General features: G+C 63.8%; 14 protein-coding genes. 8 read left to right on the top strand and 6 right to left on the bottom strand.

Annotated elements, in window-relative coordinates; genetic code table 11:
- Positions 1–11 precede the first annotated feature (11 nt).
- Positions 12–1,568: a 2,3-bisphosphoglycerate-independent phosphoglycerate mutase gene (gpmI, locus tag EV688_RS07005; protein WP_117315191.1), complete on the bottom strand. Its 1,557-nt coding sequence runs from the start codon at positions 1,566–1,568 to the stop codon at positions 12–14.
- A gap of 216 nt (positions 1,569–1,784) precedes the next feature.
- On the opposite strand from gpmI, the gene EV688_RS07000 reads away from it, so the two are divergent.
- Entirely contained in the window at positions 1,785–2,198 is a 414-nt protein-coding gene (locus tag EV688_RS07000) for a rhodanese-like domain-containing protein (protein ID WP_117315189.1), read from the top strand.
- Between the two features lie 51 nt (positions 2,199–2,249).
- Positions 2,250–2,759, top strand: a complete 510-nt coding sequence (gene secB / locus EV688_RS06995; RefSeq protein WP_117315188.1) for a protein-export chaperone SecB — start codon at positions 2,250–2,252, stop codon at positions 2,757–2,759.
- Positions 2,760–2,765: 6 nt separating this feature from the next.
- On the opposite strand, the gene trmL is transcribed toward secB, so the two are convergent.
- The 5 genes from trmL to glnA form a co-directional block, all read right to left on the bottom strand.
- On the bottom strand, positions 2,766–3,233 hold the full coding sequence (gene trmL, locus EV688_RS06990) for a tRNA (uridine(34)/cytosine(34)/5-carboxymethylaminomethyluridine(34)-2'-O)-methyltransferase TrmL (RefSeq protein WP_117315186.1): 468 nt from the start codon (positions 3,231–3,233) through the stop codon (positions 2,766–2,768).
- 32 nt (positions 3,234–3,265) lie between these two features.
- Positions 3,266–4,672, bottom strand: coding sequence for a nitrogen regulation protein NR(I) (gene glnG / locus EV688_RS06985; RefSeq protein WP_117315184.1), 1,407 nt, complete (start codon positions 4,670–4,672; stop codon positions 3,266–3,268).
- The gene (gene glnL / locus EV688_RS06980; protein WP_117315183.1) at positions 4,665–5,720 is read right to left on the bottom strand and encodes a nitrogen regulation protein NR(II); all 1,056 of its coding nucleotides are present in this window, start codon (positions 5,718–5,720) and stop codon (positions 4,665–4,667) included. Before glnL ends, glnG begins: the two co-directional genes overlap by 8 nt.
- Before the next feature lie 206 nt (positions 5,721–5,926).
- Complete coding sequence (locus tag EV688_RS06975) at positions 5,927–6,481, bottom strand: DUF4124 domain-containing protein (protein ID WP_162883794.1); 555 nt, start codon at positions 6,479–6,481, stop codon at positions 5,927–5,929.
- Between the two features lie 104 nt (positions 6,482–6,585).
- Positions 6,586–7,992 carry a glutamate--ammonia ligase gene (glnA, locus tag EV688_RS06970; RefSeq protein WP_117315268.1) on the bottom strand — a complete coding sequence of 469 codons (1,407 nt, stop codon included), beginning with the start codon at positions 7,990–7,992 and terminating at the stop codon, positions 6,586–6,588.
- 315 nt (positions 7,993–8,307) lie between these two features.
- Here glnA and typA point away from each other — a divergent pair, with 315 nt between their 5' ends.
- The 6 genes from typA (at position 8,308) to EV688_RS06940 (ending at position 24,318) form a co-directional block, all read left to right on the top strand.
- Positions 8,308–10,119: a translational GTPase TypA gene (gene typA / locus EV688_RS06965; protein WP_117315179.1), complete on the top strand. Its 1,812-nt coding sequence runs from the start codon at positions 8,308–8,310 to the stop codon at positions 10,117–10,119.
- Positions 10,120–10,143: 24 nt separating this feature from the next.
- Positions 10,144–11,181, top strand: coding sequence for a sodium:calcium antiporter (locus EV688_RS06960; protein ID WP_117315177.1), 1,038 nt, complete (start codon positions 10,144–10,146; stop codon positions 11,179–11,181).
- 2 nt (positions 11,182–11,183) lie between these two features.
- Positions 11,184–11,774, top strand: a complete 591-nt coding sequence (locus EV688_RS06955) for an exopolysaccharide biosynthesis protein (RefSeq protein WP_117315175.1) — start codon at positions 11,184–11,186, stop codon at positions 11,772–11,774.
- 116 nt (positions 11,775–11,890) lie between these two features.
- Positions 11,891–13,450 carry a glucan biosynthesis protein G gene (locus EV688_RS06950; RefSeq protein ID WP_117315173.1) on the top strand — a complete coding sequence of 520 codons (1,560 nt, stop codon included), beginning with the start codon at positions 11,891–11,893 and terminating at the stop codon, positions 13,448–13,450.
- Positions 13,443–15,578, top strand: coding sequence for a glucans biosynthesis glucosyltransferase MdoH (gene mdoH / locus EV688_RS06945; protein ID WP_117315172.1), 2,136 nt, complete (start codon positions 13,443–13,445; stop codon positions 15,576–15,578). Before EV688_RS06950 ends, mdoH begins: the two co-directional genes overlap by 8 nt.
- Positions 15,579–15,798: 220 nt before the next feature.
- On the top strand, positions 15,799–24,318 hold the full coding sequence (locus tag EV688_RS06940) for a glycoside hydrolase family 94 protein (RefSeq protein ID WP_205686494.1): 8,520 nt from the start codon (positions 15,799–15,801) through the stop codon (positions 24,316–24,318).
- Positions 24,319–24,360 lie beyond the last annotated feature (42 nt).

Here is a 24,360-nt window from a genome sequence, read left to right as displayed (position 1 = left end):
CTGCTTCCGCCTCAGGCTTGATGGCTGACGAGGCTGTGGCCGGTCATTTCGGCGGGAACTGGAAGCTGCATGAGATCAAGAACGGTTGGAGCGATGTCCGCAAGCCGGCCGCCCTCAGGCATGAGCTGCAGGTCGCGCTCACCGATATAGACCAGGGGGACCGCCTCTGTCGTGTGCTGTGTGTGCTGCTGGCCTGAATCATAGTCCTGCATCTGTTCGCAGTTGCCGTGGTCGGCGGTAACCAGCGCCTGGCCGCCCACGGCCAGCACGGCTTCCTCAACCCGGCCGAGACAGGCATCGAGGGCCTCCACTGCGGCCACGGTGGCGTCGTAATTGCCCGTGTGTCCCACCATGTCGCCGTTGGCGTAGTTGCAGACAATAAAATCGTAGTCGCGCGAGCGTATAGCCTCTACCAGCCGGTCGGTGACCTCCGGCGCACTCATCTCGGGCTGGAGATCGTAGGTGGCAACGCTGGGTGAGGGAACGAGCACGCGGGTCTCGCCCTCGAAGGCCGCTTCTCTGCCGCCGCTGAAGAAAAACGTCACGTGTGCGTATTTTTCGGTCTCGGCGATGCGCAGCTGGGTCTTGTGCAGCGTGGAAAGATAGTCGCCGAGGGTATTGGCGAGGGACTCCGGGGGATAGGCCACCGGTGCGTCGATATCCCCGGCGTACTCCGTGGTCTGGACGAAAGCAGCGAGATCGGGGCGCACCCGGCGGGTAAAGCCGGGAAACTCGCGATCCAGCAGCGCGTGGCTGAGCTGGCGCGAGCGGTCGGCGCGGAAATTCATGAACAGCACGCAGTCGCCATCCTCAATGCGCGCCCCACTGCCGCCGCTGTCGGTAACCACGGTCGGCGCCACAAATTCATCGTTCTCCCCGCGCTCGTAGGCGGCCTCAAGGCCTGCGACAGCGCTGTCGACACGGTGGTCGGCATCCGCCTCGGTCAGCAGGCGATAGGCGCGCTCCAGCCGCTCCCAGCGCTGGTCACGGTCCATGGCATAGTAGCGGCCGCAAAGGCTGGCGATGCGACCACAGCCAATGTCCCGACACACGGCGTCGGCGCGCTCAAGCGAGGCAAGCGCGCTGCGCGGTGGCGTATCGCGTCCGTCCAGGAAGGCGTGCAGAAACACCTGCTTCGCGCCACGGGCCGCGGCGAGACGCAGCGCAGCGAACAGGTGGTTCTCGTGGCTGTGGACCCCGCCCGGCGACAGCAGGCCCATGACATGGACAGCGCCACCGCGATGCACGGCGGCATCTATAGCCTCGGTGTAGACCGGATTGTCGTTGAAGCTGCCATCCTCGATCGCCTCGTCGATGCGCGTGATGTTCTGATAGATGATACGTCCTGCGCCGAGGCTCATGTGCCCGACTTCGGAATTGCCCATCTGCCCGACGGGCAGGCCAACATCGAGGCCAGAGCCGGATATCAGCGTATGTGGCGCGTCCCGCCACAGTCGATCCCAGTTCGGGCTGTCAGCGCCGGCGATGGCGTTGTCCCGGGTGTCTTCGCGGTGGCCCCAGCCGTCGAGTATGATCAATACGACGGGGTGTTTCGCGCTGTGATTCATGCCGATGCCTTTCTGGACGTGGTTTCTGGGGAGGTGTTTTGCCCGGTGCCTAGTCTACCCTTTCACACGTCACCACACACAATGCGCAGGGTGTTCCGCCCTGTGTTACGCCATGACGTTTTGTCGCGCTGGAGCCGACACGCCGGAGGCAGTATACTGCCGGCCTTTCAAACGCCGCACGCGTGCGGGCGCAATGTATCGGTTGAGCGTTCCAACATGGCCCTGTTTATCGAATTTCTGCTCCAGCAATGGATTCTGGTAGCAGCACTGTTGACTGCCCTCGGCATGCTCGTGTTTCACGAGTCACGCAAGGCGGGGCCGGCAATGACCCCGCAACAGGCGATCAAGCTGGTCAACAACGAGGACGGGATTTTTCTCGATGTGCGCGATGGCAACGATTACAAGCAGGGGCACATTGCGGATGCCCTGCACATACCTTTTGCCAAGCTCAAGGCACGGGAAGACGAACTCAGGGACTATCGTGAGCGTCCGATCGTGATCGTCTGCAAGATGGGCCAGCAGTCCTCCGCCGCGGCCAAGCAGCTGCGTGCGTCGGGCTTTGACAAAGTTCACAAGATGGCTGGCGGCATGCTTGAGTGGCGCAATCTGCAGCTGCCGGTCGTGCGCTAGCAAATTTACCCACCTACTTTTCCAGAAAACCCTAAAACGGAGGACGGCGCGATGGCCGAAGAACAGGCAGCAGCAGCCCAGGAAGGTCAGCAACAACAGCAGTTCGGGATACAGCGTATCTACAACAAGGACGTGTCGTTCGAGTCACCGGCGACACCGGATGTCTTCCGCCGGCAGTGGCAGCCGAAGTTCAATGTCGATCTCAACACCAAGAGCAACGCGGTCGATGAGGAGGGCAACTTCGAGGTCGTCCTGACCATCACGGTGACGGCAAAGATTGAGGAAGAGACCATTTTCCTGGTGGAAGTGCAGCAGGCCGGTATTTTCCTGATCACGGGTTTTGAGGGCGACAACCTGCGTCGTCTGCTGGGTACCGCGGCGCCGAACGTGCTGTTCCCCTACGCCCGTGAAAATATCGACGCGCTGGTGGTGAAGGGTGGCTTCCCGGCCATCATGCTGTCGCCGGTGAACTTCGATGCCCTGTATCAACAGGCTGTGGCGCAGACGGAAAGTCGTGCGCAGCAGGCGGCGGAGAATGGTGGCGAGCCCGCCACGCACTGAGCCGCGTCAGGGCAGCAGCCCGGGAAAACCCAGCTGCCGCAGTGCTTCATAGGTGACCAGGGCAGCGGCGTTGCTCAGGTTGAGACTGCGGCTGTCTTTCTGCATGGGAATGCGCAGGCACTGCCGGTCGCCCAGCTGCGTCAGCAGCGTGTCCGGCAGGCCCCGGGTTTCAGGGCCGAACAGCAGTGCGTCCCCGGGTTCATAGCAGACATCGCTGTAGCGGCGATGACCGCGCGTGGTCAGCGCGAACAGCCTTCCGGGGCTGGCGCTGTCGAGGAAGGCGTCGAGACTGGCGTGGGTCTGCAGCAGTGCGAACTCCCGGTAGTCCAGGCCTGCCCGGCGCAGCTTCCTGTCATCCAGCGTGAAACCCAGCGGCTCGATGAGATGCAGGGCACACCCGGTGTTGGCGCACAGACGGATGATGTTGCCGGTATTCGGCGGGATTTCCGGCTGGTAAAGGGCGATATGCAGCATCGCGGCATTGTGCCCGTGGCCGCCGATTCTGGCTACATATCCAGCTCCTTCATTTTCCGCGTCAGCGTATTGCGCCCCCAGCCGAGCAGTTCGGCGGCGTCGCGCTTGCGGCCCTGGGTGTGTTCCAGTGCCACCTCGATCATCGCGCGCTCGAAGGCGGGGACGGCGCCACGCAGGATGTGCTGTTTTCCCTGAATCAGCTCGTTGCGCGCCCACTCCGTCAGCAGTTCACGCCAGTCGCCCTGCTCGCCCGCGGCGGCCACGGGGCTTCGTTTTCCCAGCTCCGGTGGCAGATCGCCAAGGTGAATTTCCCGGCCTGACGCCATGACGGTAATCCAGCGACAGGTATTCTCAAGCTGGCGCACATTGCCCGGCCACTCGAGGGACGTCAGGAAACGCTCGGTTTCCGGCAGTAGCACTTTGGCGTCACCGCCGAGCTCACTCGCCGCCTTGCGGAAAAAGAACGCCATCAGGCGCGGGATGTCCTCGCGCCGCTCTGACAGCCTAGGAATGTGGATGCGGATGACGTTGAGGCGATGAAACAGGTCCTCGCGGAAGTCGCCGCGGGCGACACGCTCCTCGAGGTCCTGGTGTGTTGCCGCGATGATGCGAACGTCGACGCGAATCGGCGTATGGCCGCCCACACGATAGAACTCGCCGTCTGCCAGAACGCGCAGCAGCCGCGTCTGTGTTTCCGCCGGCATGTCGCCAATCTCGTCGAGAAACAGTGTGCCGGTGTTGGCCTGCTCGAAACGGCCCTCGCGTCGGGAATTGGCGCCGGTAAAGGCGCCCTTCTCATGCCCGAAAAGCTCTGACTCCATGAGGTCCCGGGGAATGGCCGCCATGTTCAGCGCAATGAAGGGATTCCCCGCCCGCGGACTATGACGGTGCAGGGCACGCGCGACGAGCTCCTTGCCCGTGCCCGACTCTCCATTGATCAGCACCGTAATGTTGCTGTGGGCCAGTCGGCCGATGGCGCGGAATACCTCCTGCATGGCGGGCGCCTCGCCGATGATTTCCGCGTCTGGCTCATCCAGGGTCTGGGCTTCACCGTCAGGCAGCTGTTCCCTGGCATGGGACAGCGCCCGCTCGGTAATCGCCACAACCTCGTCAATGTCGAACGGCTTCGGCAGATATTCGAAGGCCCCCTGCTGGTAGGACGCCACCGCGCTGTCGAGGTCCGAATGTGCGGTGGTGATGATGACCGGCAGCTTCGGGTGGCTCTGGCTGAGCTTCTCCAGCAGCGCCAGGCCGTCCGTCCCGGGCATGCGGATATCACTGATGACCGCGTCCGGCTGGGCGTCGCGCAGGCGCCTGAGCAGCTTGTCGGCGCTGGAGAAGGTCTCGCTGTCCAGGCCGGCCTGGCTGAGCGCCCGCTCAAGGACCCAGCGTATCGACTGGTCGTCGTCGACCACCCAGACTGTTGCGGATTTATGCATGCGTCGCGTCCATGGGCAGGTAGATGGAGAATCGTGTGTTTCCGGGCTCACTGTTGCAGTTGAGCAGACCGCCGTGGCGGTTGATGATGGACTGCGAGATGGACAGGCCGAGGCCGGATCCATTGGCACGACCGCTCACCATTGGCACGAACAGAGAGGGTTTGAGCGCATCCGGCACGCCGGGTCCGTTATCGATGATATCGACCCGGCACACAAGGCGGTGGCGTTTGCTGCCGATGGTGAACTGGCGCTGCGAGCGGCTCACCACCTGCAGGCGCGCATCGGTCTGTTCGCTGAGAACTTCCAGGGCGTTGCGCATGATGTTCAGCACGGCCTGGATCAGCTGGGGCCGGTCGCCCTGGATATCCGGCAGGCTGGGGTCGTAGTCCTTGTCCAGCTGCAGGTGTCCCGCCGCCTCGACCCGGATCAGCTGGCAAACGTGCTCGAGAATCTCGTGAATATTGAGCAGCTCGAAGGTGGGGCGGGTATTCGGGCCCAGCAGTCGGTCGACCAGGTCGCGCAGCCGGTCAGCTTCACGGATGATGATTTCGGTGTATTCGTGCAGTTCCCCCGCCGGGAGCTCGCGGGCGAGAAGCTGTGCTGCGCCGCGAACGCCGCCGAGGGGGTTCTTGATCTCATGCGCCAGTCCGCGGATGACGGATCGTGTTGCCTCCTGCGCGCTCAACAGGCTTTCTTCGCGGCTGATGCGCAACAGCCGGTCGATGGCCTGCAGTTCGGCGAGAATGGCCAGCGGTCCTCCGTCCTGAAGAGGGGTGACCACCAGGTCGACCTGGGTCTCGCTGCCATTGTGCAGGCGCAGTGTCAGTCCACGTCGGACGATCGCGTGTTTTTCACGCCGCGCCTGCTGCAGGGTCTCTACCCAGGTCTGCGGCATCGCTATCAGCATGTCTGCGTTCTGCCCCGCAATACGTGCGCTGGACATCTCCAGCATTGCCTCTGCGGCGGGATTGAGGAATCTGACGCACAGGTCGGCGTCGAGACCGACGATCCCTGTGCTGATGTTCTCCAGTAGCTCCTGCTGCAGCATAGTGACCCATGTGGTGGCGATGACAATCCCGAGACGTCACGTTTCGCTGAATGCGAAGCAAGAATAGCGCCAAAACAATGCACGGCGCTCCCCCAGCCTTTGTGCCGGCCCTGCGAAAGCATCGTTGCAAGGGCCTGAAACCCAGGTCCGCACCATTATGGTGCGTCGTGCCGCCCGGGTAAAGCCTGCGACAGGGCGCTCCGGGTTTAGCGTCGCTGCGGCTGGTTCACAGAGGGACGAAGAACGTAGATGCGAACGCTCTCTGAGCGCGCCAGGCGATTCCCGCGGCGGTCAAGCCGCTCTACCGCAAGGTCGTGGGGGCCGCGCATCAGACCCTGCAGGGCCCAGGTGGTGCTGCCCTGGGGTTCCCCAAAGGCCTCTCCATCAAGGTAAAGCTGCAGTTGTTCAAGGCGTCCGAGGGACGGCGTCGCCTTTGCGGTCACTGTGACGTCGCCGGGGCCCATGGCAATGGTGGTTTCGTCGTCGGGTGATGCGATGCGGATGTCGAGCTCTGCCTGCTCTTGTTGTTCCGTCGCGGGCTCTCTGTCCGGCGCTGCAGACGGTTCGATGGCCGGGGTGGTATTCAGCTCGCGCAGATGGACCTTTTCGGCATTCTCCCCCGGTGCCGGCGGCTGATCGCTGAACGTGACGTTACCCTCGGCATCGACATGCCTGTAGATATCCGTTGCGCCGGCGAAGGCCGATGCCGCCAGCAACAGCAGGGCGGTCGATGCGATGTGGCGGAGCAGTCGGCTAGTCATGGCGCATCTCACAATGTCGGGTCTTACGTACAACACTAGCGCAAAAAACGCTCGCGCAAAAAAAAAGCCCGCTGGTCGGCGGGCTTTTTGGGTCATACGGAGCGCTATACCGAGTAATACAGGTCGAACTCCACCGGATGGGTCGTCATGCGCAGACGCTCCACCTCCTCTTCTTTCAACTCGATGTAGGCATCGATCATGTCGTCCGTGAAGACGCCACCCCGGGTCAGGAATTCCCGGTCCGAGTCCAGTGCCGCCAGCGCCATGTCGAGGCTTGAGGCGACCGTGGGGATGGCCTTGCCTTCCTCCGGCGGCAGATCGTACAGATCCTTGTCGGCGGCGTCTCCGGGGTGAATCTTGTTCTGGATGCCGTCGAGGCCGGCCATCAGCAGCGCGGCAAAGGCGAGGTAGGGGTTGGCGGTCGGATCCGGGAAGCGCACTTCCACACGCTTGCCCTTAGGGCTGGGCTCGTAGGGGATGCGGATGGACGCGGAGCGGTTGCGCGCGGAATAGGCGAGCATGACCGGCGCCTCGAATCCGGGTACCAGGCGCTTGTAGGAGTTGGTTGACGCATTGGTGAAGGCGTTCAGGGCACGGGCGTGCTTTATCACGCCGCCGATGTAGTAAAGCGCGGTCTCTGAAAGGCCGGCGTAGCCGTCGCCGGCAAAGATGTTCTCGCCGTCCTTGGAAATGGACTGGTGCACGTGCATGCCTGAGCCGTTGTCGCCGACCAGCGGTTTGGGCATGAAGGTGGCTGTCTTGCCGTAGGCGTGGGCCACGTTGTGCACGCAGTACTTGAGAATCTGGACTTCGTCCGCCTTCTTGATCAGCGTGTTGAACTTGACGCCGATCTCACACTGTCCGGCGGTGCCCACCTCATGGTGGTGGACTTCGATGGGGAGACCCATTTCCGACATGGCGCCGCACATTGCCGCGCGGATATCGTGCAGCGAATCCACCGGCGGTACCGGGAAATAGCCACCCTTGACCCGCGGGCGGTGGCCGATGTTGCCTTCGTCGAAGGTGTGGTTGGAGGTCCACGCCGCTTCCTCGGAGTGAATCTTGTACATGGAGCCGCTCATGTCCGAGTGCCATTTTACGTCATCGAATACGAAGAATTCGGGCTCCGGACCAAAGAAGGCGGTATCGCCAATGCCGGTGGACACAAGGTACTCCTCGGCACGACGTGCAACGGAGCGCGGGTCGCGGTCGTAGCCCTGCAGGGTGGTGGGCTCGACAATGTCGCAGCGAAGAATGATGGTGGGGTCATCGGTAAACGGATCGACCACGCAGGTGTTGTCGTCCGGCATCAGGATCATGTCGGACTCGTTGATGCCCTTCCAGCCATTGATGGAAGAGCCATCGAACATCTTGCCTTCGTCAAAGAAGTCCTCGTCAACCTCGCTGGCGGGAATCGTGACGTGCTGTTCCTTGCCGCGACTGTCGGTGAAGCGCAGGTCCACCCAGCTGATTTCGTGTTCCTTTATCAGGTCCAGAGTCTTCTCGGACATCATCGATCCTCCGTCATGGTATGTGGCCGGCCCTGCGGGCTACGGCAGTGGGAATATTCAGCAAGAAGTGTGCCGAAAAAGTGCTTCTCGCAAGCGCATGATAGCATTCTGGTTTTTCAGCGGCTGCCAGTCTTTGATCCGGCGGGTGCACCACAATATAGCACTAATACCCCGTTATGGTGCGTTTGCGCCGCGCGCGGTGCCGTTTTGCACCAGATCGATACATTCCCGCGCAGAGAAAAAATCCTCGCGGGACACGGGTTTCAGGTATACTCCGCGCCCATTTTGCCCGCGAACGGCCCCTGGAGTGCCCCCGTGATAGATAATCTTCGCAACATCGCCATCATCGCCCACGTCGATCACGGCAAGACAACCCTGGTAGATTGCCTGCTGCATCAGTCCGGCACGCTCGACCGCCGCAATGTCGGGTCCGAGCGTATCATGGACTCCAACGACCAGGAAAAAGAGCGGGGCATTACCATCCTCGCCAAGAATACGGCGCTGCGCTACGGCGACTACCGCATCAACATTGTCGACACCCCGGGACACGCCGACTTCGGTGGCGAGGTGGAGCGCGTCATGTCGATGGTGGATTCGGTGCTGCTGCTGGTCGACGCCGTTGACGGCCCGATGCCGCAGACCCGCTTTGTCACGTCAAAGGCCTTCGAGCAGGGCCTGCGGCCCATCGTGGTGGTGAACAAGGTCGATCGCCCCGGAGCCCGCCCCGACTGGGTGGTGGACCAGGTGTTCGATCTGTTCGACGCGCTGGGCGCCACCGAGGAGCAGATGGACTTCCCGGTGATCTTCGCGGCCGCCATCGAGGGTATTTCGGGACTGGACCACGCGGACATGGCAGAGGACATGAAGCCGCTGTTCGAGGCAATTATCGAGCACGTGCCGGCGCCGGCGGTGAATTCCGACGGGCCCCTGCAGATGCAGATCAGTGCGCTGGACTACAACAGCTATGTCGGCGTTATCGGCGTAGGCCGCATCACCCGCGGGCGCCTCACGCCGAACACCCAGGTGGCGGTGCTAAGCCGCGAGGGCGCGAAGCGCAATGGCCGCGTCCTGCAGGTCATGGGCTATCATGGCCTGGACCGGGTTGACGTACCCGCTGCCGAAGCCGGTGATATCGTCTGCGTTACCGGGATAGAAGGCCTGAACATCTCCGACACGCTGTGCGATCCGGCCGCGCCCGAGGCCTTGCCGCCGCTGAGCGTGGACGAGCCGACGGTCAGCATGACCTTCCAGGTGAACGATTCGCCCTTTGCCGGCAAGGAAGGCAAGTACGTGACGTCGCGCAATATCGCCGAGCGACTGCAGCGCGAGCTGATTCACAACGTCGCCCTGCGCGTCGAGCCCGGCGACAGTCCGGACAAGTTCAAGGTGTCCGGCCGCGGTGAGCTGCACCTGTCGGTGCTGATCGAGACCATGCGCCGCGAGGGCTTCGAGCTCGGCGTGTCACGCCCCGAGGTGATTCAGCGCGAGATCGACGGGGTGCTGCAGGAGCCCTTCGAGCAACTGGTCATCGATGTCGAGGAGCAGCACCAGGGCTCCATCATGGAAGAGCTGGGCCAGCGCCGCGCCGAACTCGGCAACATGGTCCCGGACGGCAAGGGCCGCGTGCGGCTTGAATTCATTGTGCCGGCGCGGGGCCTGATCGGCTTCCGCTCGCAGTTCCTGACCATGACCTCGGGCAGCGGCACCATGAACCACATTTTTGATCACTATGGCCCGGTCAAGGGTGGCGACATGAGCCACCGCGTCAACGGCGTGCTGGTATCCATGGTCAAGGGCAAGACTCTGGCCTACGGCCTGTTCAACCTGCAGGATCGCGGCCGGCTGTTCGTGCTGCCGAACGTGGATGTCTACGAGGGCCAGATCATCGGCCTGCACAGCCGCGGCAACGATCTGGTAGTCAATCCCACCAAGGCCAAGCAGCTCACCAACGTGCGTGCCTCCGGCACCGACGAGGCCCTCACCCTGACGCCGGCGGTGCAGCACACCCTGGAGCAGGCGCTGGAGTTCATCGAGGAGGACGAGCTGGTGGAGGTTACGCCGCTGAGCATCCGCCTGCGCAAGAAGCTGCTGCTGGAGCATGAACGCAAGCGCGCCTCGCGCGGCTGAGACCGTTGATCGCCCCGGTGAGAGATGGGCATAGCTGACCTGCCGCTGTGGCAGACCGTGCTGGCTTTTCTGTCTGCCGGGGTGCTGATTGCCTGGGTCGGCACCCACCTCGCCGGCCTCGCCGACCGTCTGGCGGACCGCACCGGCCTTGGCGAAGCACTCGCCGGGGCTTTTTTTCTGGGCATGATAACGTCACTCCCCGGACTCGCCGCATCGGTTACCGCGGCGCTGGAGGGGCGCCCGGCCCTGGCCATCAGCAACGCCCTCGGTGGCATCGCGGTGCAGACGGCGTTCCTTGCCCTTGCCGACATCAGCTATCGCAAGGCCAACCTGGAACACGCCGCCGCATCGCTGCAGAACATCGGCCAGATTGCGCTGCTGGTTATCACGCTGGCGCTGGTGCTTCTCGCCCTGGCCGGGCCGAGTGTCAGCCTGGGGCCGATTCACCCCGTTACGCCGTTTATCCTGGTCGTGCTGATCGCCGGCGTTGTGATTGTCTATCGGATGGGCGAGAAGCCCATGTGGTCACCGCGGTCCACCCGTGAAACCGTGCCCGACAAGCCGGACCGGGATGCCCGGCAGGAACGCCTGGCGCCGCTGATCATCAAGTTCAGCCTGGCGGGGCTTGTGGTGATGGTCGCCGGGGTGGTTGTCGCCCATTCCACCGGCGTGATTGCCGACGCGACCGGCATCTCGGATAGCGTCGCCGGCGCCATGCTCTCCGGAGTGGTGACGTCCCTGCCGGAGCTGGTCACCACGCTGGCCGCCGTGAGACGCGGCGCGCTGACGCTGGCGGTAGCGGATATCGTGGGCGGCAATACCTTCGACATGCTATTTGTCGTGGCGATCGACCTCGCGTTTGTCTCAGGCTCTGTCTTTGGCGCCCCTGGCGTGGGGATGCGGGAAATCTTTCTCACTGCCCTGATCATTCTGCTGAACGTGATTCTGTTGCTCGGCATGCTGTACCGGCAGACCAGTGGACCGGGCAATATCGGCCTTGAAAGCGTGCTGACGCTCATCGTCTATGTGGGCGGCTTCGTCGTGCTGGCTGGGATGGGTTGAGCATGAAAGACACGACAGTTGCGAGTCTGGATGACGTGCTGGAGCGCATTCTTCGCGCATCCCGGGAGCAGGATCCGGTGAGCGTTGAGGCCATCATGAGCGCTATCGGCGAGCGCTCCTTCGGGGCCTTGCTGCTGCTGGCGGGGTTCGTGGTCCTGGCGCCGATCATCGGCGACATTCCTGCGGTCCCTACGGTCATGGCAGTGTTCGTTTTTCTGATTTCCGCGCAGCTGCTCGCCAACCGGCGCTATTTCTGGCTGCCGCGCTGGCTGCGCGGTCGCTCGCTCAAGGCGCAGACGCTGCAGAAGGCGGTGGGAAGGTCCCGGCGTGCGGCCCGGTTTGTCGACCGGCTTCTCAAACCGCGACTGCCGTTCTTCATTGCCGGGTCGGCGCGTTATGCCACGGCCACTGCCTGTCTGATCATCGCGCTGGTCTTGCCGCCCATGGAACTCATTCCTTTTAGCGCCAATATCGCCGGGCTGGCGCTGAGCCTGTTCGGTCTCGCCCACATTGCACGCGACGGCCTGCTGGCTCTGATCGCATTTGTCTTCACCCTGGCCGGCATCGCTGCGCTGGTGTACGGCTTCAGCTGATCGCCAACGCGGCAAATACGGCCTGTGTGACTTGCCGTACATAGACTTTCTGGCCATTATTGTTAAATCGTCATACTGGGGTGTTATCGTCACTAATTCTCAAGTGGGGCACAGTCATGTTTGCCGCAACCGTCGCGCGCGCAGGTAGCGCCGCTCTATCGCTTTCCTGGCACCAGCGGTTGCTGCTCGCGACGCTATGTTTCTGGGTGTGCACCATTGTCGTTGTGAGGGCGCAGCCGGCGGCGGGTGAGGGCGAGACGTTTTCCCGACAAACCGTGATTGAGCGGGCCAGGCAGCTGTCGGAGAAGCCCTTCACGCCGCCGGCGCAGGCGCCGGAATCCCTGTCCGAGCTGGACTACTCCGAGTACCGCAAAATCAACTACCAGCAGGACGCGGCTGTCTGGGGCCGCACGCCGACACGTTTTTCGATACAGCTGTTCGCGCCGGGCTTCCTGTATCGGGACCTTGTAGACATCGATATTGTGGAAAACGGCAGGAGTTTCCCGCTCATCGTTTCGAAGGATTCATTTCGCGTGCCAGCGCCCGAGCTGGCGAGCGTGCTGGCAGATATCGGCAAATACGCCGGGATGCGACTGCACTATCCTCTCAACAGCGATACCTACGCAGATGAATTCCTCGTGTTCCAGGGGGCCAGCTACTTCCGCGGCGTCTCAAAAGGCCAGCTCTACGGCCTGTCCGCGCGAGGCCTGGCCATTGATGTTGCGGGGCCGAAGGGCGAGGAGCATCCCATCTTCCGCCACTTCTGGGTGGAGCGGCCCTCGAGCCGCCAGGAGTCCATGGTGGTGCACGCGCTGCTGGACAGCAAACGCGTGACCGGCGCCTACCGGTTTGGCATTTATCCCGGTGCGCCGCTGCGCATGGACGTCGAGGTGACGCTGTTTCCCCGCGAGGACATTGCGCACGTGGGGCTGGCGCCACTTACATCCATGTTCCTGCACGGGCCGCTGGATCACGCCGATCGCAGTGACTACCGTCCCGCGGTGCACGATTCCGAGGGGCTCGCCATCCGACGCGGCAACGGTGAGCGACTCTGGCGGCCGCTGGCCAATCCGCGAACCCTGCAGATCAGCGCCTTCGTCGACAACAATCCGAAGGGTTTTGGCCTGATCCAGCGCCAGCGGGAGCTTGCCGGCTACCAGGATCTGGAGGCCCGTTACGAGAGGCGGCCGTCGGCATGGGTGCAGCCCATGGGTGACTGGGGGAAGGGGCATGTGCAGCTGGTGGAGATTCCCACGGACGCCGAGACCAATGACAATATTGTCGCTTACTGGCGCCCTGAGGCAGGCCTCAGGCGGGGCGAGCGATTCAGCTATGCCTATCGGCTAAGCTGGCCCGACCGGGTGCCCTACACCACGGAGGCCGTTCAGGTTGTCCGCAGCGCCGGCGGTCAGAAGCTGTTCAGCGACAGGCAGGAGATTGTCATTGATTACAGTAACCTGGAGGCCGAGAGCCTGGACGGGATCACGGTCAACGCCAGCATGAACCCGGGCCGCATACTGGAGTCGCGCATCCAGCCCAATCCTGACATCGGCGGTGCCCGCGTCTTCCTCACGCTGGGCGAGAACGAGGCGCCCGTTGCGGAGTTGCGTGTGGAGCTCAAGCGCGACGATGAACCCGTTGCGGAAACCTGGCTCTACCGCAGGCTGAATGAGTAATGATCCGGCCATAGCGCCGGCGCAGCCTTCGCTGCTGGCAGTCCCCCCGGAGAGCCCGCTGGCGATGCCGCGGCGACAGCTGCATGAACCGCGCCGGACGCTGCGTGCGCGCGCGTCGTTAGCTGCCCGACTGAAAACCCTGTTCGCACGGCTGTATATCCTTGCGATGACGCTTGCGCTGGCGGTTTACGGCAGCATTGAGATGTACGGGGTTCTCAGCACCACCACAGTCACCGTACTGCAGTGGATTTTCCTGGTTCTTTTCAGCATCAACTTTACCTGGATCTCCTTTGCCTTTGCCCAGGCGACGCTGGGACTGGCGCTGAGTCTGCTGCCGCGCCTGGTTGCTATCCCCGGGCACAGCGGTGACATTCCGTTTAAGACCGCGATCCTGCTCCCGGTGTATAACGAGTCGCCGCGTAGCATCGCCGCGGCCATTCTGGCGATGTGCGGGGAACTCGTGACGCGTGAGCCCGGCCGGTTTGCCTTCTTTATCCTCAGCGACAGTAACCAGGCGGAGGCCTGGATTGAGGAAGAGGCGGTTTTTCGCAGGGTCATTCTTGATGCCGATGCCAGCTGCCCGGTTTATTACCGGCGCCGGGCAGACAACCGCGAGCGCAAGGCTGGCAATATTGCCGACTGGGTCCGGCGCTGGGGCGGCGACTACGAAGCGATGATCATCCTGGACGCCGACAGCATCATCAGCGCGGATACCCTGATCACGCTGACCCGCCGAATGGCGGCGGCGCCCGGTGTCGGACTGATACAGTCCCTGCCGCGTATTGTCCGCGCCACCAGCCTGTACGGGCGGGCGCAGCAGTTCGCCAACCAGTGCTACGGCCCGATCTATGCGCGCGGCCTCGCCGCCTGGCACGGACTGTCGTCCAACTTCTGGGGACACAACGCCATTGTGCGCACCCGCGCCTTCGCTGAATCCTGCTCGCTGCCACTGCTGCGCGGTCGGCCCCCCTTCGGCGGCGCCGTGCTGAGTCATGACTTTATCGAGGCGGCGCTGCTGCGCCGCGCCGGCTGGGGGGTGCGCTTTGATGTGGACATCGAACAGAGCTGGGAAGAGGCACCCCCGTCACTGCTGGATGTCCTGATACGCGACCGGCGCTGGTGTCAGGGCAATCTGCAGCACAGCCGTGTCCTGTTCGCACGCGGCCTCACGCTGCCAACCCGGCTGCACCTGCTGACCGGCATCATGGCCTATGTCAGTGCCGCGTTCTGGCTGCTGCTGGTGGTGGTCGGTCTGACCATCGCGGTGCAGGCCAGCCTGGTGCGGCCGGAGTATTTTGCCGAGCCCTCGCTGTTCCCGACCTGGCCGGTATTCGACGCCGAACGGGCGTTGACGCTGTTTCTGGTGTCCATGGCGGTGGTGCTGGCGCCGAAGGCTTTTGGCTGGCTTGCGGCCATGGTGAATATCCCGCTCTGCCTGCGCTTTGGTGGACCCATACTCCTGACCCTGAGCACCCTGTTCGAGACCCTGCTGTCTGCACTGTATGCGCCGATCCTGATGGTGGCCCAGTTCCATGTGATCTGGGCTGTGTTCCTGGGCCATGATGGCGGCTGGAATCCCCAGCGGCGCGACGATGGCGCGCTGGACTGGGGCACGGCCTTTCGCGCCCATCGCGGGCACATGCTGTTCGGTTCGGTACTGGCGGTCATCGCCTGGGAAATCAGTCAACCCCTGTTCTACTGGTTGCTGCCCATTACCCTCGGCCTGGTGCTGGCCGCGCCGCTCAGCTGGATAAGCGGTGGCAGCAGACGCGGACGGGCATTTGCGCGGGTCGGACTGCTGCGAGCGCCGGAAGAGAAGCGGCCCGCACCCGTGCTGGCGCGCATGCGGGCGGAGCTCGAGCGTCTGCCGACCGCTAAGGCCGGCTCCGCGCTGCGGCGTCTCGCCGCTGATCCCGCCCTGCTTGCCTGGCATCAGGCTCAGTTGAAACCGCCGCCAGCCGCTGCGAAAGCGGCGCTGGACGATTTCGATGCGGCTGCTGTGACTGCGGCCTGGAAAGCCGAACATGCGGGCAGCCTGGATGAGCTTTGTCACTGGCTGGAGCCGGCCGAAACCCTGGCCCTGCTCTCCCACCACGAGGGTCTGGGTCGCCTGCAGCAGTTTGCATAGCGTCTGTACTCCAGCGCACAGACAGTCTCCCTTGCTGCCGCTAGCGTCTCGTGTCGGGCGCGGCTTTCCTGCGCTGTCGGTATCGCTGATCCCATCGCAGTGACCACGGAGCCATCCTATCGTTACCTCAGCACTCGCAAAGGCGGCACGTCCTCGAAAAACGCCGCGGCAGGAGCAGGATACCGGACTGCTGCGCTCGGAGCTGCTCAGCATCGAGCAGTTGGAGCGACACGCCGCCACCCTCGCCGGTGAGCATCGTCTGGACCCGCAGCCCGGGCCCGACAGCCTGCTGCCGCGACTGGCGCAGAATGCCCGTTCCCTGAAGCAGGCACTCGACGTGGTCACCGTCGTCAGTCCCGAGGGACAGCAGCTGGTCCCCGCCGAGGAATGGCTGCTCGACAACTATTACCTGATCGAGCGACAGGTCACCCTCGCTCGCCGCCATCTGCCGCGTGGCTACAGCAGGCAGCTGCCGCGCCTGGCCGATGGGCCTTCGGCCGGTTTCCCGCGCATCTACGATCTGGCGCTGGAGCTGATTTCACACATGGATGGGCGCGTCGACCGCGAAAACGTCACCCGGCTCCTTGCCGCCTACCAGCGGGTGAGCGCGCTGACACTGGGCGAATTGTGGGCCTTCCCGATCATGCTGCAGCTCGCATTGCTGGAAAATCTTGGCCGGGTGAGCGTGCGCATCGCGCAGCGACGGGAGCAGCGCGATGCCGCCATCGCCTGGGCCGACCGCATGCTTGCGGCGGCGGAGAACGAACCCCGGCAGCTGATCCAGCTGCTGGCCGAGTTCGCGGATGCGGATGTGCTGCTGACCGCCCCGTTTGTGGAGGAATTCTACGCCAGGCTTCAGGCCCAGGGCTCCGCCATGGCATTTGTACAGACCTGGGTGGAGCACAAGCTGCTCGATCAGGGGGTAACGGCGAATGAGCTGTCCGAGGCTGCCAGCCGCATGGCCGCGACAAACCAGATCTCCATCGCCAACAGCATCAGTAGCCTGCGCTTCATCGATGCCATGGACTGGTCCGAGGCGGTGGAATCACTCAGCGTGGTCGAACAGACGCTGGCCGAGGATCCGGGCCGGAGTTACCGCGGTCAGGACTTCGCTACCCGCGACCGCTGCCGGCATGCGGTCGAGGATCTGGCGCGCCGCAGCGGGTGCGATGAAGTTGCGGTAGCGCGCAAGGCCATACAGAAGGCGCGGGAATCCGCGGTCCGGCGGGGGAGGGACCACCGCAGTGCGCATGTTGCCTATTACCTCTGCGACCGGGGGCGGCATCTCCTGGAGGACACGGTCGGCTATCGAACCACGCTGCGCTCCTGGCTCGCGGCGAGTGGCCAGGGGCTGGGCCTGACGCTGTATCTCGGCCCTATCCTGCTGCTTACCGTGCTGGTGCCAGTGATCCTCATGTCCGCCGCTGCCCCGGGGTGGACTGACTGGCGCCTGTGGCTTGTCGCACCGCCACTCGCCATTGCGGTCTCCGCACTGGTCATCCCGCTGGTCAACCTGCTGGTCACGATAACGCTGCCGCCTCGGGCTGTACCGAGAATGGATTTCTCCGAGGGAATTCCCGACGCCCATCGCACCATGGTTGTCGTCCCCACCCTGCTCACGGACCTGCAGAATGTTGACGATCTGCTGGAGGCGATGGAGATTCGCTACCTGGGCAATCGCGACCGCAATCTGTTCTTTGCCCTGCTCACCGATTTTTGCGATGCGCAGGCGCAGACCCTGCCCGGCGACGCTGCACTGGTGGAGCGCGCCCGGGCTGCAGTCGAGACGCTGAACGAGACCTATCGCGACGATCGCCCGTGCATTTTCTATCTGCTGCACCGTCCGCGGTCATGGAATCCGGTGGAGCAGGTGTGGATGGGCTACGAGCGCAAGCGCGGCAAACTTGAGGATTTCAATGCCCGACTGCGCGGTGATGCCCTGAGCGCTTTCTCGGACATTGTCGGTGATACGGCCGTCTTTCCATCCATCCGCTACGTCATTACCCTCGATACGGACACGCAGCTCCCCAGGGATGCCGCCCACCATCTCGTGGGTAACCTGGCACATCCCCTCAATCGGCCGGTTTTCAGTGCCGCCGAAGGTCGCGTGGTCGAGGGCTATGCGATCCTGCAGCCCCGCGCGTCAATCAGCCTGACCAGCGCCGCCCGCTCGCGCTTTGCACAGCTGTTTGCCGGTGAATCGGGTCTGGACCCCTACACCCGGGAAGTGTCGGACGTCTACCAGGATCTGTTCGCGGAGGGGTCTTTCGTGGGCAAGGGCATCTACGATGTTGATACCTTTCGCCTCGCCGTTGCGGGCCGCTTCCCGCAGAATCTCGTTCTCAGCCATGATTTGCTCGAAAGCGGGTACGCGCGATCGGCACTGGTCAGCGATGTCGAATTGATCGAAGAGCATCCCGTCAGCATTACCAGCGAGGGCAGTCGACGTCACCGCTGGGTGCGCGGGGACTGGCAGCTGGCTGGCTGGTTGCTGCCGCAGGTACCGGCGCCTCCCGGGGGAAAAGGCGCCGCGGCGGGGCGTTCGCCGAATCCCCTGGCGGCGCTGACCCGCTGGAAACTCCTCGACAATCTCCGGCGCAGTCTGGTGGCGCCTGCGCTGTTGGCTCTGCTGCTGGCGGGCTGGTTGTGGATAGCCGGGTCCGCATGGCAACTGACGATGGTGGTGCTCACCGTATTGTTTGCTCCCACCCTGGTGTCCGCCCTGATTGAGCTGGTGCGCAAGCCGCGGGAGCGCGAGTGGCTGGTGCACCTGAGCGAGACCGTCAGATCCGCGGGTCGTCCGCTGGCTCTCGCTCTGCTGGCCCTGGTGTTCCTGCCCTACGACACGCGCATCTGTCTCGGCGCTGTTCTGCGCTCGGCGTGGGGAATGCTGTTTACGCGGCGCGGCCTGATGCAGTGGCAGCTGCCCGAGTACGCGCGCCGCAACGCCTGTGCCACCCTGGCCGAATTTTACCGGGAAATGTGGGCAGGTCCCGTATTCGCGATTGTGCTGACGGTTGCGCTGCTGGCGGCATCCCCTTCCGCAGTCTGGCTGTATGCCGCGCCTGTGCTGCTGCTGTGGTGGCTGTCACCGCTACTCGGCTGGTGGATCAGCCAGCCGCTGTCGGACCAGGCGCCGCACCTTAGCGCCGGGCAGCAGGCATTTCTGCGGCTGTCGGCGCGGCGCACCTGGCGCTACTTCGAGGACTTCGTGGTCGCGGATGACAACTACCTGCCACCGGACAACTTTCAGGAGTCTCCGGCAGCCGCCATCGCCTCGCGCACATCACCGACCAACATGGGCATGTCGCTGCTGGCCGATCTGGCGGCCCTCGACTTCGGCTACATCAGCACCGGACAATGCCTGCAGCGAGTCGGTAATACCCTGGTCACCATGGCCCGGCTGGAGCGCTTTCGCGGTCACTTCTACAACTGGTACGACACGCGCACTCTACAGCCCCTTGCGCCGCGCTATATATCCTCGGTGGACAGCGGCAATCTCTGCGGTTCGCTGCTGACGCTGCAGGCAGGCCTGGATGAACTGAAGCACCAGCCAATACTGTCAGCAACTGCCTTCCAGGGCCTGGTGGATACGCTGCAGATACTGAGCGCGCATCTTCCCCTCTCTCCCGCCCCCGGTTTGATCGACCACATCAGGCGGCTGGAGAACCTGCTGCAGCCGCTCATCCACGACCCGGCTGCGCTGACCATAGCCGCTGCCGTTGAGACACTGGATCAGCTCCCGTCGCTGGCGTCACAGCTGGTTGAGCTGCAGCAGGCGGAGGAGGTCGATGATGATAACCATGACAATGCCGAAAGGATCTACTGGGCGCGGGCCTTTGCGCGCCAGGCCTCCACCCTGGCGGAGGAATTTGCGCAGCTGTTGCCCGACTCCCGTGAGTGGGACGGCATTCCATGCCTTGGTGAGCTGGCCCGCGTCGGTGTGGGCGACACACTCGCCCTGCAGCAGCTTCAGTACATCGATGAGCTTACCCAACGCTGTCGTGAGCTGGCGGTCATGGATTTTTCCTTTCTCTACGTCAGCGCACGCGGGCTGCTGGCCATCGGTTTCGACGTCGACGAGCGGCGTCTCGATCCGGGCTGCTACGACCTGCTGGCATCCGAGGCACGACTGGCCAGTTTTCTGCTGATTGCCCAGGGCCAGGTGCCACAGAAGCACTGGTTCTCGCTGGGTCGTCTGCTGACACGGCATGAAGGGGTTGTCAGCCTGATTTCCTGGAGCGGCTCGATGTTCGAGTACCTGATGCCGCAGCTGATCATGCCGGGCTATCCATCCACACTGCTCGACCAGACCTGCAGAGCGGCGGTGGCACGCCAGATTGAATATGGCCGTCAGCGCGCGGTGCCCTGGGGAATTTCGGAGTCCTGCTATAACGCCACTGACATCAATCAGGTCTACCAGTACCGGGCGTTCGGCGTTCCCGGTCTCGGGTTCAAGCGCGGCCTCGGCGATGACCTGGTGATCGCACCCTACGCCAGCGCGCTGGCGCTGACGGTAATGCCGCGGGAGGCCTGCCGCAACCTGCAGGTCCTGGCTGGCGAGGGGTTCCTGGGTACTTACGGCTTTTACGAGGCCATTGACTACACCCCGTCGCGCCTGCCGCCCGGCAAGCCCCACGCTATCGTGCGTGCCTTCATGGCGCACCACCAGGGCATGAGCCTGCTCGCGCTTGCGCACGTGCTCCTGGATCAGCCCATGCAGCGCCGTTTCCTGTCCGATCCCGTTCTCCGGGCCACCGAATCACTGCTGCAGGAGCGGGTGCCCAGAAAAGGCGCCACCCTGCATCCGCATGCGGCGGAAGTGACGGCGGCGGCGCGCCCGCCGGGTGTCGACGCCGGTTCGATCATGCGCGTGTTCAGCACGCCGCACACGCGGATTCCCGAGGTGCACCTGCTCTCCAACGGTCGCTACCATGTCATGGTGACCCAGGCTGGCGGTGGCTACAGTCGCTGGCGCGACCTCGCTGTCGCCCGCTGGCGCGAGGATGCCGCCAGCGACAACTGGGGGACCTTCATCTACCTGCGGGATCGCGAGAGCGGGCGCTACTGGTCTTCCACCCATCAGCCGACACTGAGTCCCGCCGACGACTACAAGGCCATATTCGTCCAGGGGCGTGCCGAGTACCGGCGCTGTGATCAGGCGATAGAAACCTACACTGAAGTCAGCGTGTCGCCGGAGGATGATGTGGAAATTCGACGGGTCAAGCTGACCAACCAGTCGTCCAGCCGTCGCCGCATTGAAGTGACCAGTTATTCCGAAGTGGTGCTGGCGCCGCTGCAGGCGGACCTCGCGCACCGCGCCTTCAGCAATCTCTTCGTGCAGACGGAAATTCTGTTTGATCGACAGGCGATTCTCTGCACGCGGCGGCCGCGCTCCGCCGATGAAGACACCTGCTGGATGTTTCACCTGCTGGCCGCGCCCGGCACTGCTGTGGGTGAAGCGTCTTACGAGACGGACCGCGCGCGTTTTCTCGGGCGCGGCCGCACGGTGGCCAACCCGGTGGTGCTCGAGAACGATCCGCGCCGGTCGGCCCTGTCAAATACCCAGGGGTCCGTGCTCGACCCCATTGTGGCGATTCGCCGCACACTGACCCTGGGTCCCGACGAGTCAGGCACGCTGCAGATTATCTCGGGTGCCGCGGCGTCGCGGGAGGCGGCGCTGGCGTTGATCGAGAAATACTGTGACCGGCATTTTGTCGAACGCGCTTTCGAGATGGCCTGGTTCCAGAGCCAGGAAGTCCTGCGCCACCTCAATGCCACCGAAGCCGATGCCCAGACTTTCGGGCGCCTGGCCAGCTCGGTGATCTACAGCAGTCCTGCGCGCCGGGCGGCGCCGGCCATTGTCGCGCGCAACCAGCTGGGGCAGTCCGGGCTCTGGCGCTTCGGCATTTCGGGCGATCTGCCGATGGTTCTGATCCACATCGGCGATATCAGCCGTCTTGATCGGGTCCGTCAGGCGCTGCAGGCACATGCCTACTGGCGCATGAAGGGTCTGGCATCGGATCTTGTGATTCTCAACGAGGATTTCTCCGGTTACCGGGCGGTGCTCCAGGATCTGATCATGGGGCTGATCAACGCCGGACCCGAAGCACACATGATCGATCAGCCGGGGGGAGTGTTCCTGCGCCGGGCGGAAGAGCTGTCCGAGGAGGACCGCGTTCTCTTTCAGGCAGTCGCGCGTGTCGTCATCAGTGATACCGCGGGCCCCCTGGTCGAGCAGCTGGAGCGGCGTATCTCGACGGAGCGGCGCTCGGACCAGCTGCAGCCGCTGCGACAGGCGGTGCCGGAACCCATTGTGGCGCTGTCGCCGCGCGAGCGAATTTTCGATAACGGTATCGGCGGTTTCACGCCCGACGGTCACGAGTACGTCATCATGCTTGAGCCGGGTCAGACCACTCCAGCGCCATGGGTCAACGTGATTGCCAGCCCGCATATCGGTACGGTGGTGAGCGACAGCGGCAGTGCCTACAGCTGGGTGGAAAACGCACACGAGTTCCGCCTGAGCACCTGGCACAACGATCCGGTCAGCGACAGCAGTGGCGAGACGCTGTACCTGCGCGATGAGGAAACCGCAGCATTCTGGTCGCCGACACCGCTGCCTGCCCCCGGCCGCTCGGGCTACGTGTGTCGACACGGTTTCGGTTACAGCGTGTTCGAGCACACCAGCGCCGGTATTGCCTCGGAACTGCACACCTACGTTGCCATGGACGCGCCGGTGAAGTTGGTGGTGGTCAAACTGCGCAACCAGTCGAAACGCACGCGCAAGCTGTCACTGACGGGCTACTGGGAGCTGGTGATGGGCGAATGGCGACATTCGAACCTGATGCACATCGTTACCGAGACGGATGCGGACACCGGCGCCCTGCTGGCGCGCAACGCCTATGGGCGCGAATCTGCCGGCCGGGTGGTATTTGCCCATGTCAGTGAGCGCGAGCGATCGGTGAGTGGCAGCAGGACCGAATTCATTGGCCGCAATGGTTCGCTGGCGAGGCCGGCTGCGATGTCCCGCAAGCGCCTGTCCGGGAGAACCGGCGCTGGCCCTGATCCCTGTGCCGCCCTGCAGGCCCGCATTGAGCTGGCCCCGGGGCAGGAACGGGAGATCGTGTTTGTGTTTGGCGCTGCACGCGATGCGGGAGAAGCACGGCACTTTATCCAGCGTTTTGGCGGGCGCGCGGGCGCCAGGCAGGCGCTGGAAGCGGTTTGGGAGCACTGGAATCGCACCCTGGGGGCGGTGAACGTGGAGACGCCCGATGCCGCATTGAATGTGCTCGCCAATGGTTGGCTGGTTTACCAGACGCTTTCCTGCAGACTCTGGGGTCGCAGCGGTTATTACCAGTCCGGCGGTGCCTACGGTTTCCGCGATCAGCTCCAGGACACCATGGCGCTGGTGCATGCCACCCCCTGGCTCGCGCGCGAGCAGCTGATCCGCTGTGCCGGGCGACAGTTCAGCAAAGGTGATGTGCAGCACTGGTGGCACCCACCGGGTGGCCAGGGTGTACGCACACAGTTTTCCGACGATTACCTGTGGCTGCCCTACGCCACCTGCCGTTACGTGCGTGCGACGGGCGATACCGGGGTGCTCGATGAGACGGTGCACTTCCTGTCGGGCCGCGAACTTCACGACGATGAAGAGGCCTACTACGATCAGCCGCAGGAGTCCTCCGAGTCTGCGAGCCTTTACGAGCACTGTGCACGCGCCATCAGGCACGGTCTGCGCTTCGGTGCCCACCAGCTGCCGCTGATGGGCTGCGGCGACTGGAACGACGGCATGAACAACGTCGGTAGGGAAGGCCGCGGTGAAAGCGTCTGGCTGGCATGGTTCCTGTACGAGAACCTTGTCCTGTTCGCCGCACTGGCACGCGCCAGGGGGGATGTCGACTTCGCAGAGCTGTGCTCCGCCCAGGCGGTTCTGCTGCGCAGCAACATCGAGGCCCAGGCCTGGGATGGTGAGTGGTATCGCCGCGCGTATTTCGATGACGGCACGCCCCTCGGATCCTCCGATAACGCCGAGTGCCAGATCGATTCCATCAGCCAGAGCTGGGCCGTCATTTCCGGGGGCGGCGATCCGCAGCGCGCCAGTCAGGCGATGATGGCGGTAGATACGCATCTCGTGCGTCGCGATTCGCAGATCATCCAGCTCCTGGACCCGCCCTTCGATACGTCCGACCTGGAGCCCGGCTACATCAAGGCCTACATTCCCGGGGTGCGCGAGAACGGTGGTCAGTACACCCATGCCGCTATCTGGACCAGCATGGCCTTCGCGATGATGGACGATACCGAGCGCGCCTGGGAACTCTTCGCCATGCTCAACCCGGTCAATAAAGGCAGCACACCCGCGGCGATGGCGCGTTACCGGGTCGAGCCCTATGTGATGTGTGCGGACGTCTATGGCGTCGCGCCGCACGTTGGCCGTGGCGGCTGGACCTGGTACACCGGCGCGGCGGGCTGGATGTACCGCCTGACGATCGAGACCCTGCTGGGGCTCGACCGGGACGGTGACCGCCTGCGCGTGACACCGCGCGTTCCGGCAGACTGGGACGCCTACCGGGTTCACTACCGTTTTCACGATACCCTCTACCACCTGTGCTTCCAGCGCGTGGCCGACACCGCGTTCCCCGGCAGCGGTGTGCGGGTGGACGGTGCCGAGTGCCCCGACCGCTGCATACCGCTGGTGAATGATCACGCGGAGCACCATGTGGAGATTGACCTGTCCCGGTAGCGCGTCCTGGCTGCTCCTGTCAGGGCTGTCTGTGGGGCATCG

This window comes from Chromatocurvus halotolerans, from assembly GCF_004340525.1.
Taxonomy (GTDB): Bacteria; Pseudomonadota; Gammaproteobacteria; order Pseudomonadales; family Halieaceae; genus Chromatocurvus; species Chromatocurvus halotolerans.
This window is presented reverse-complemented; position numbering and strand designations above follow the sequence as displayed.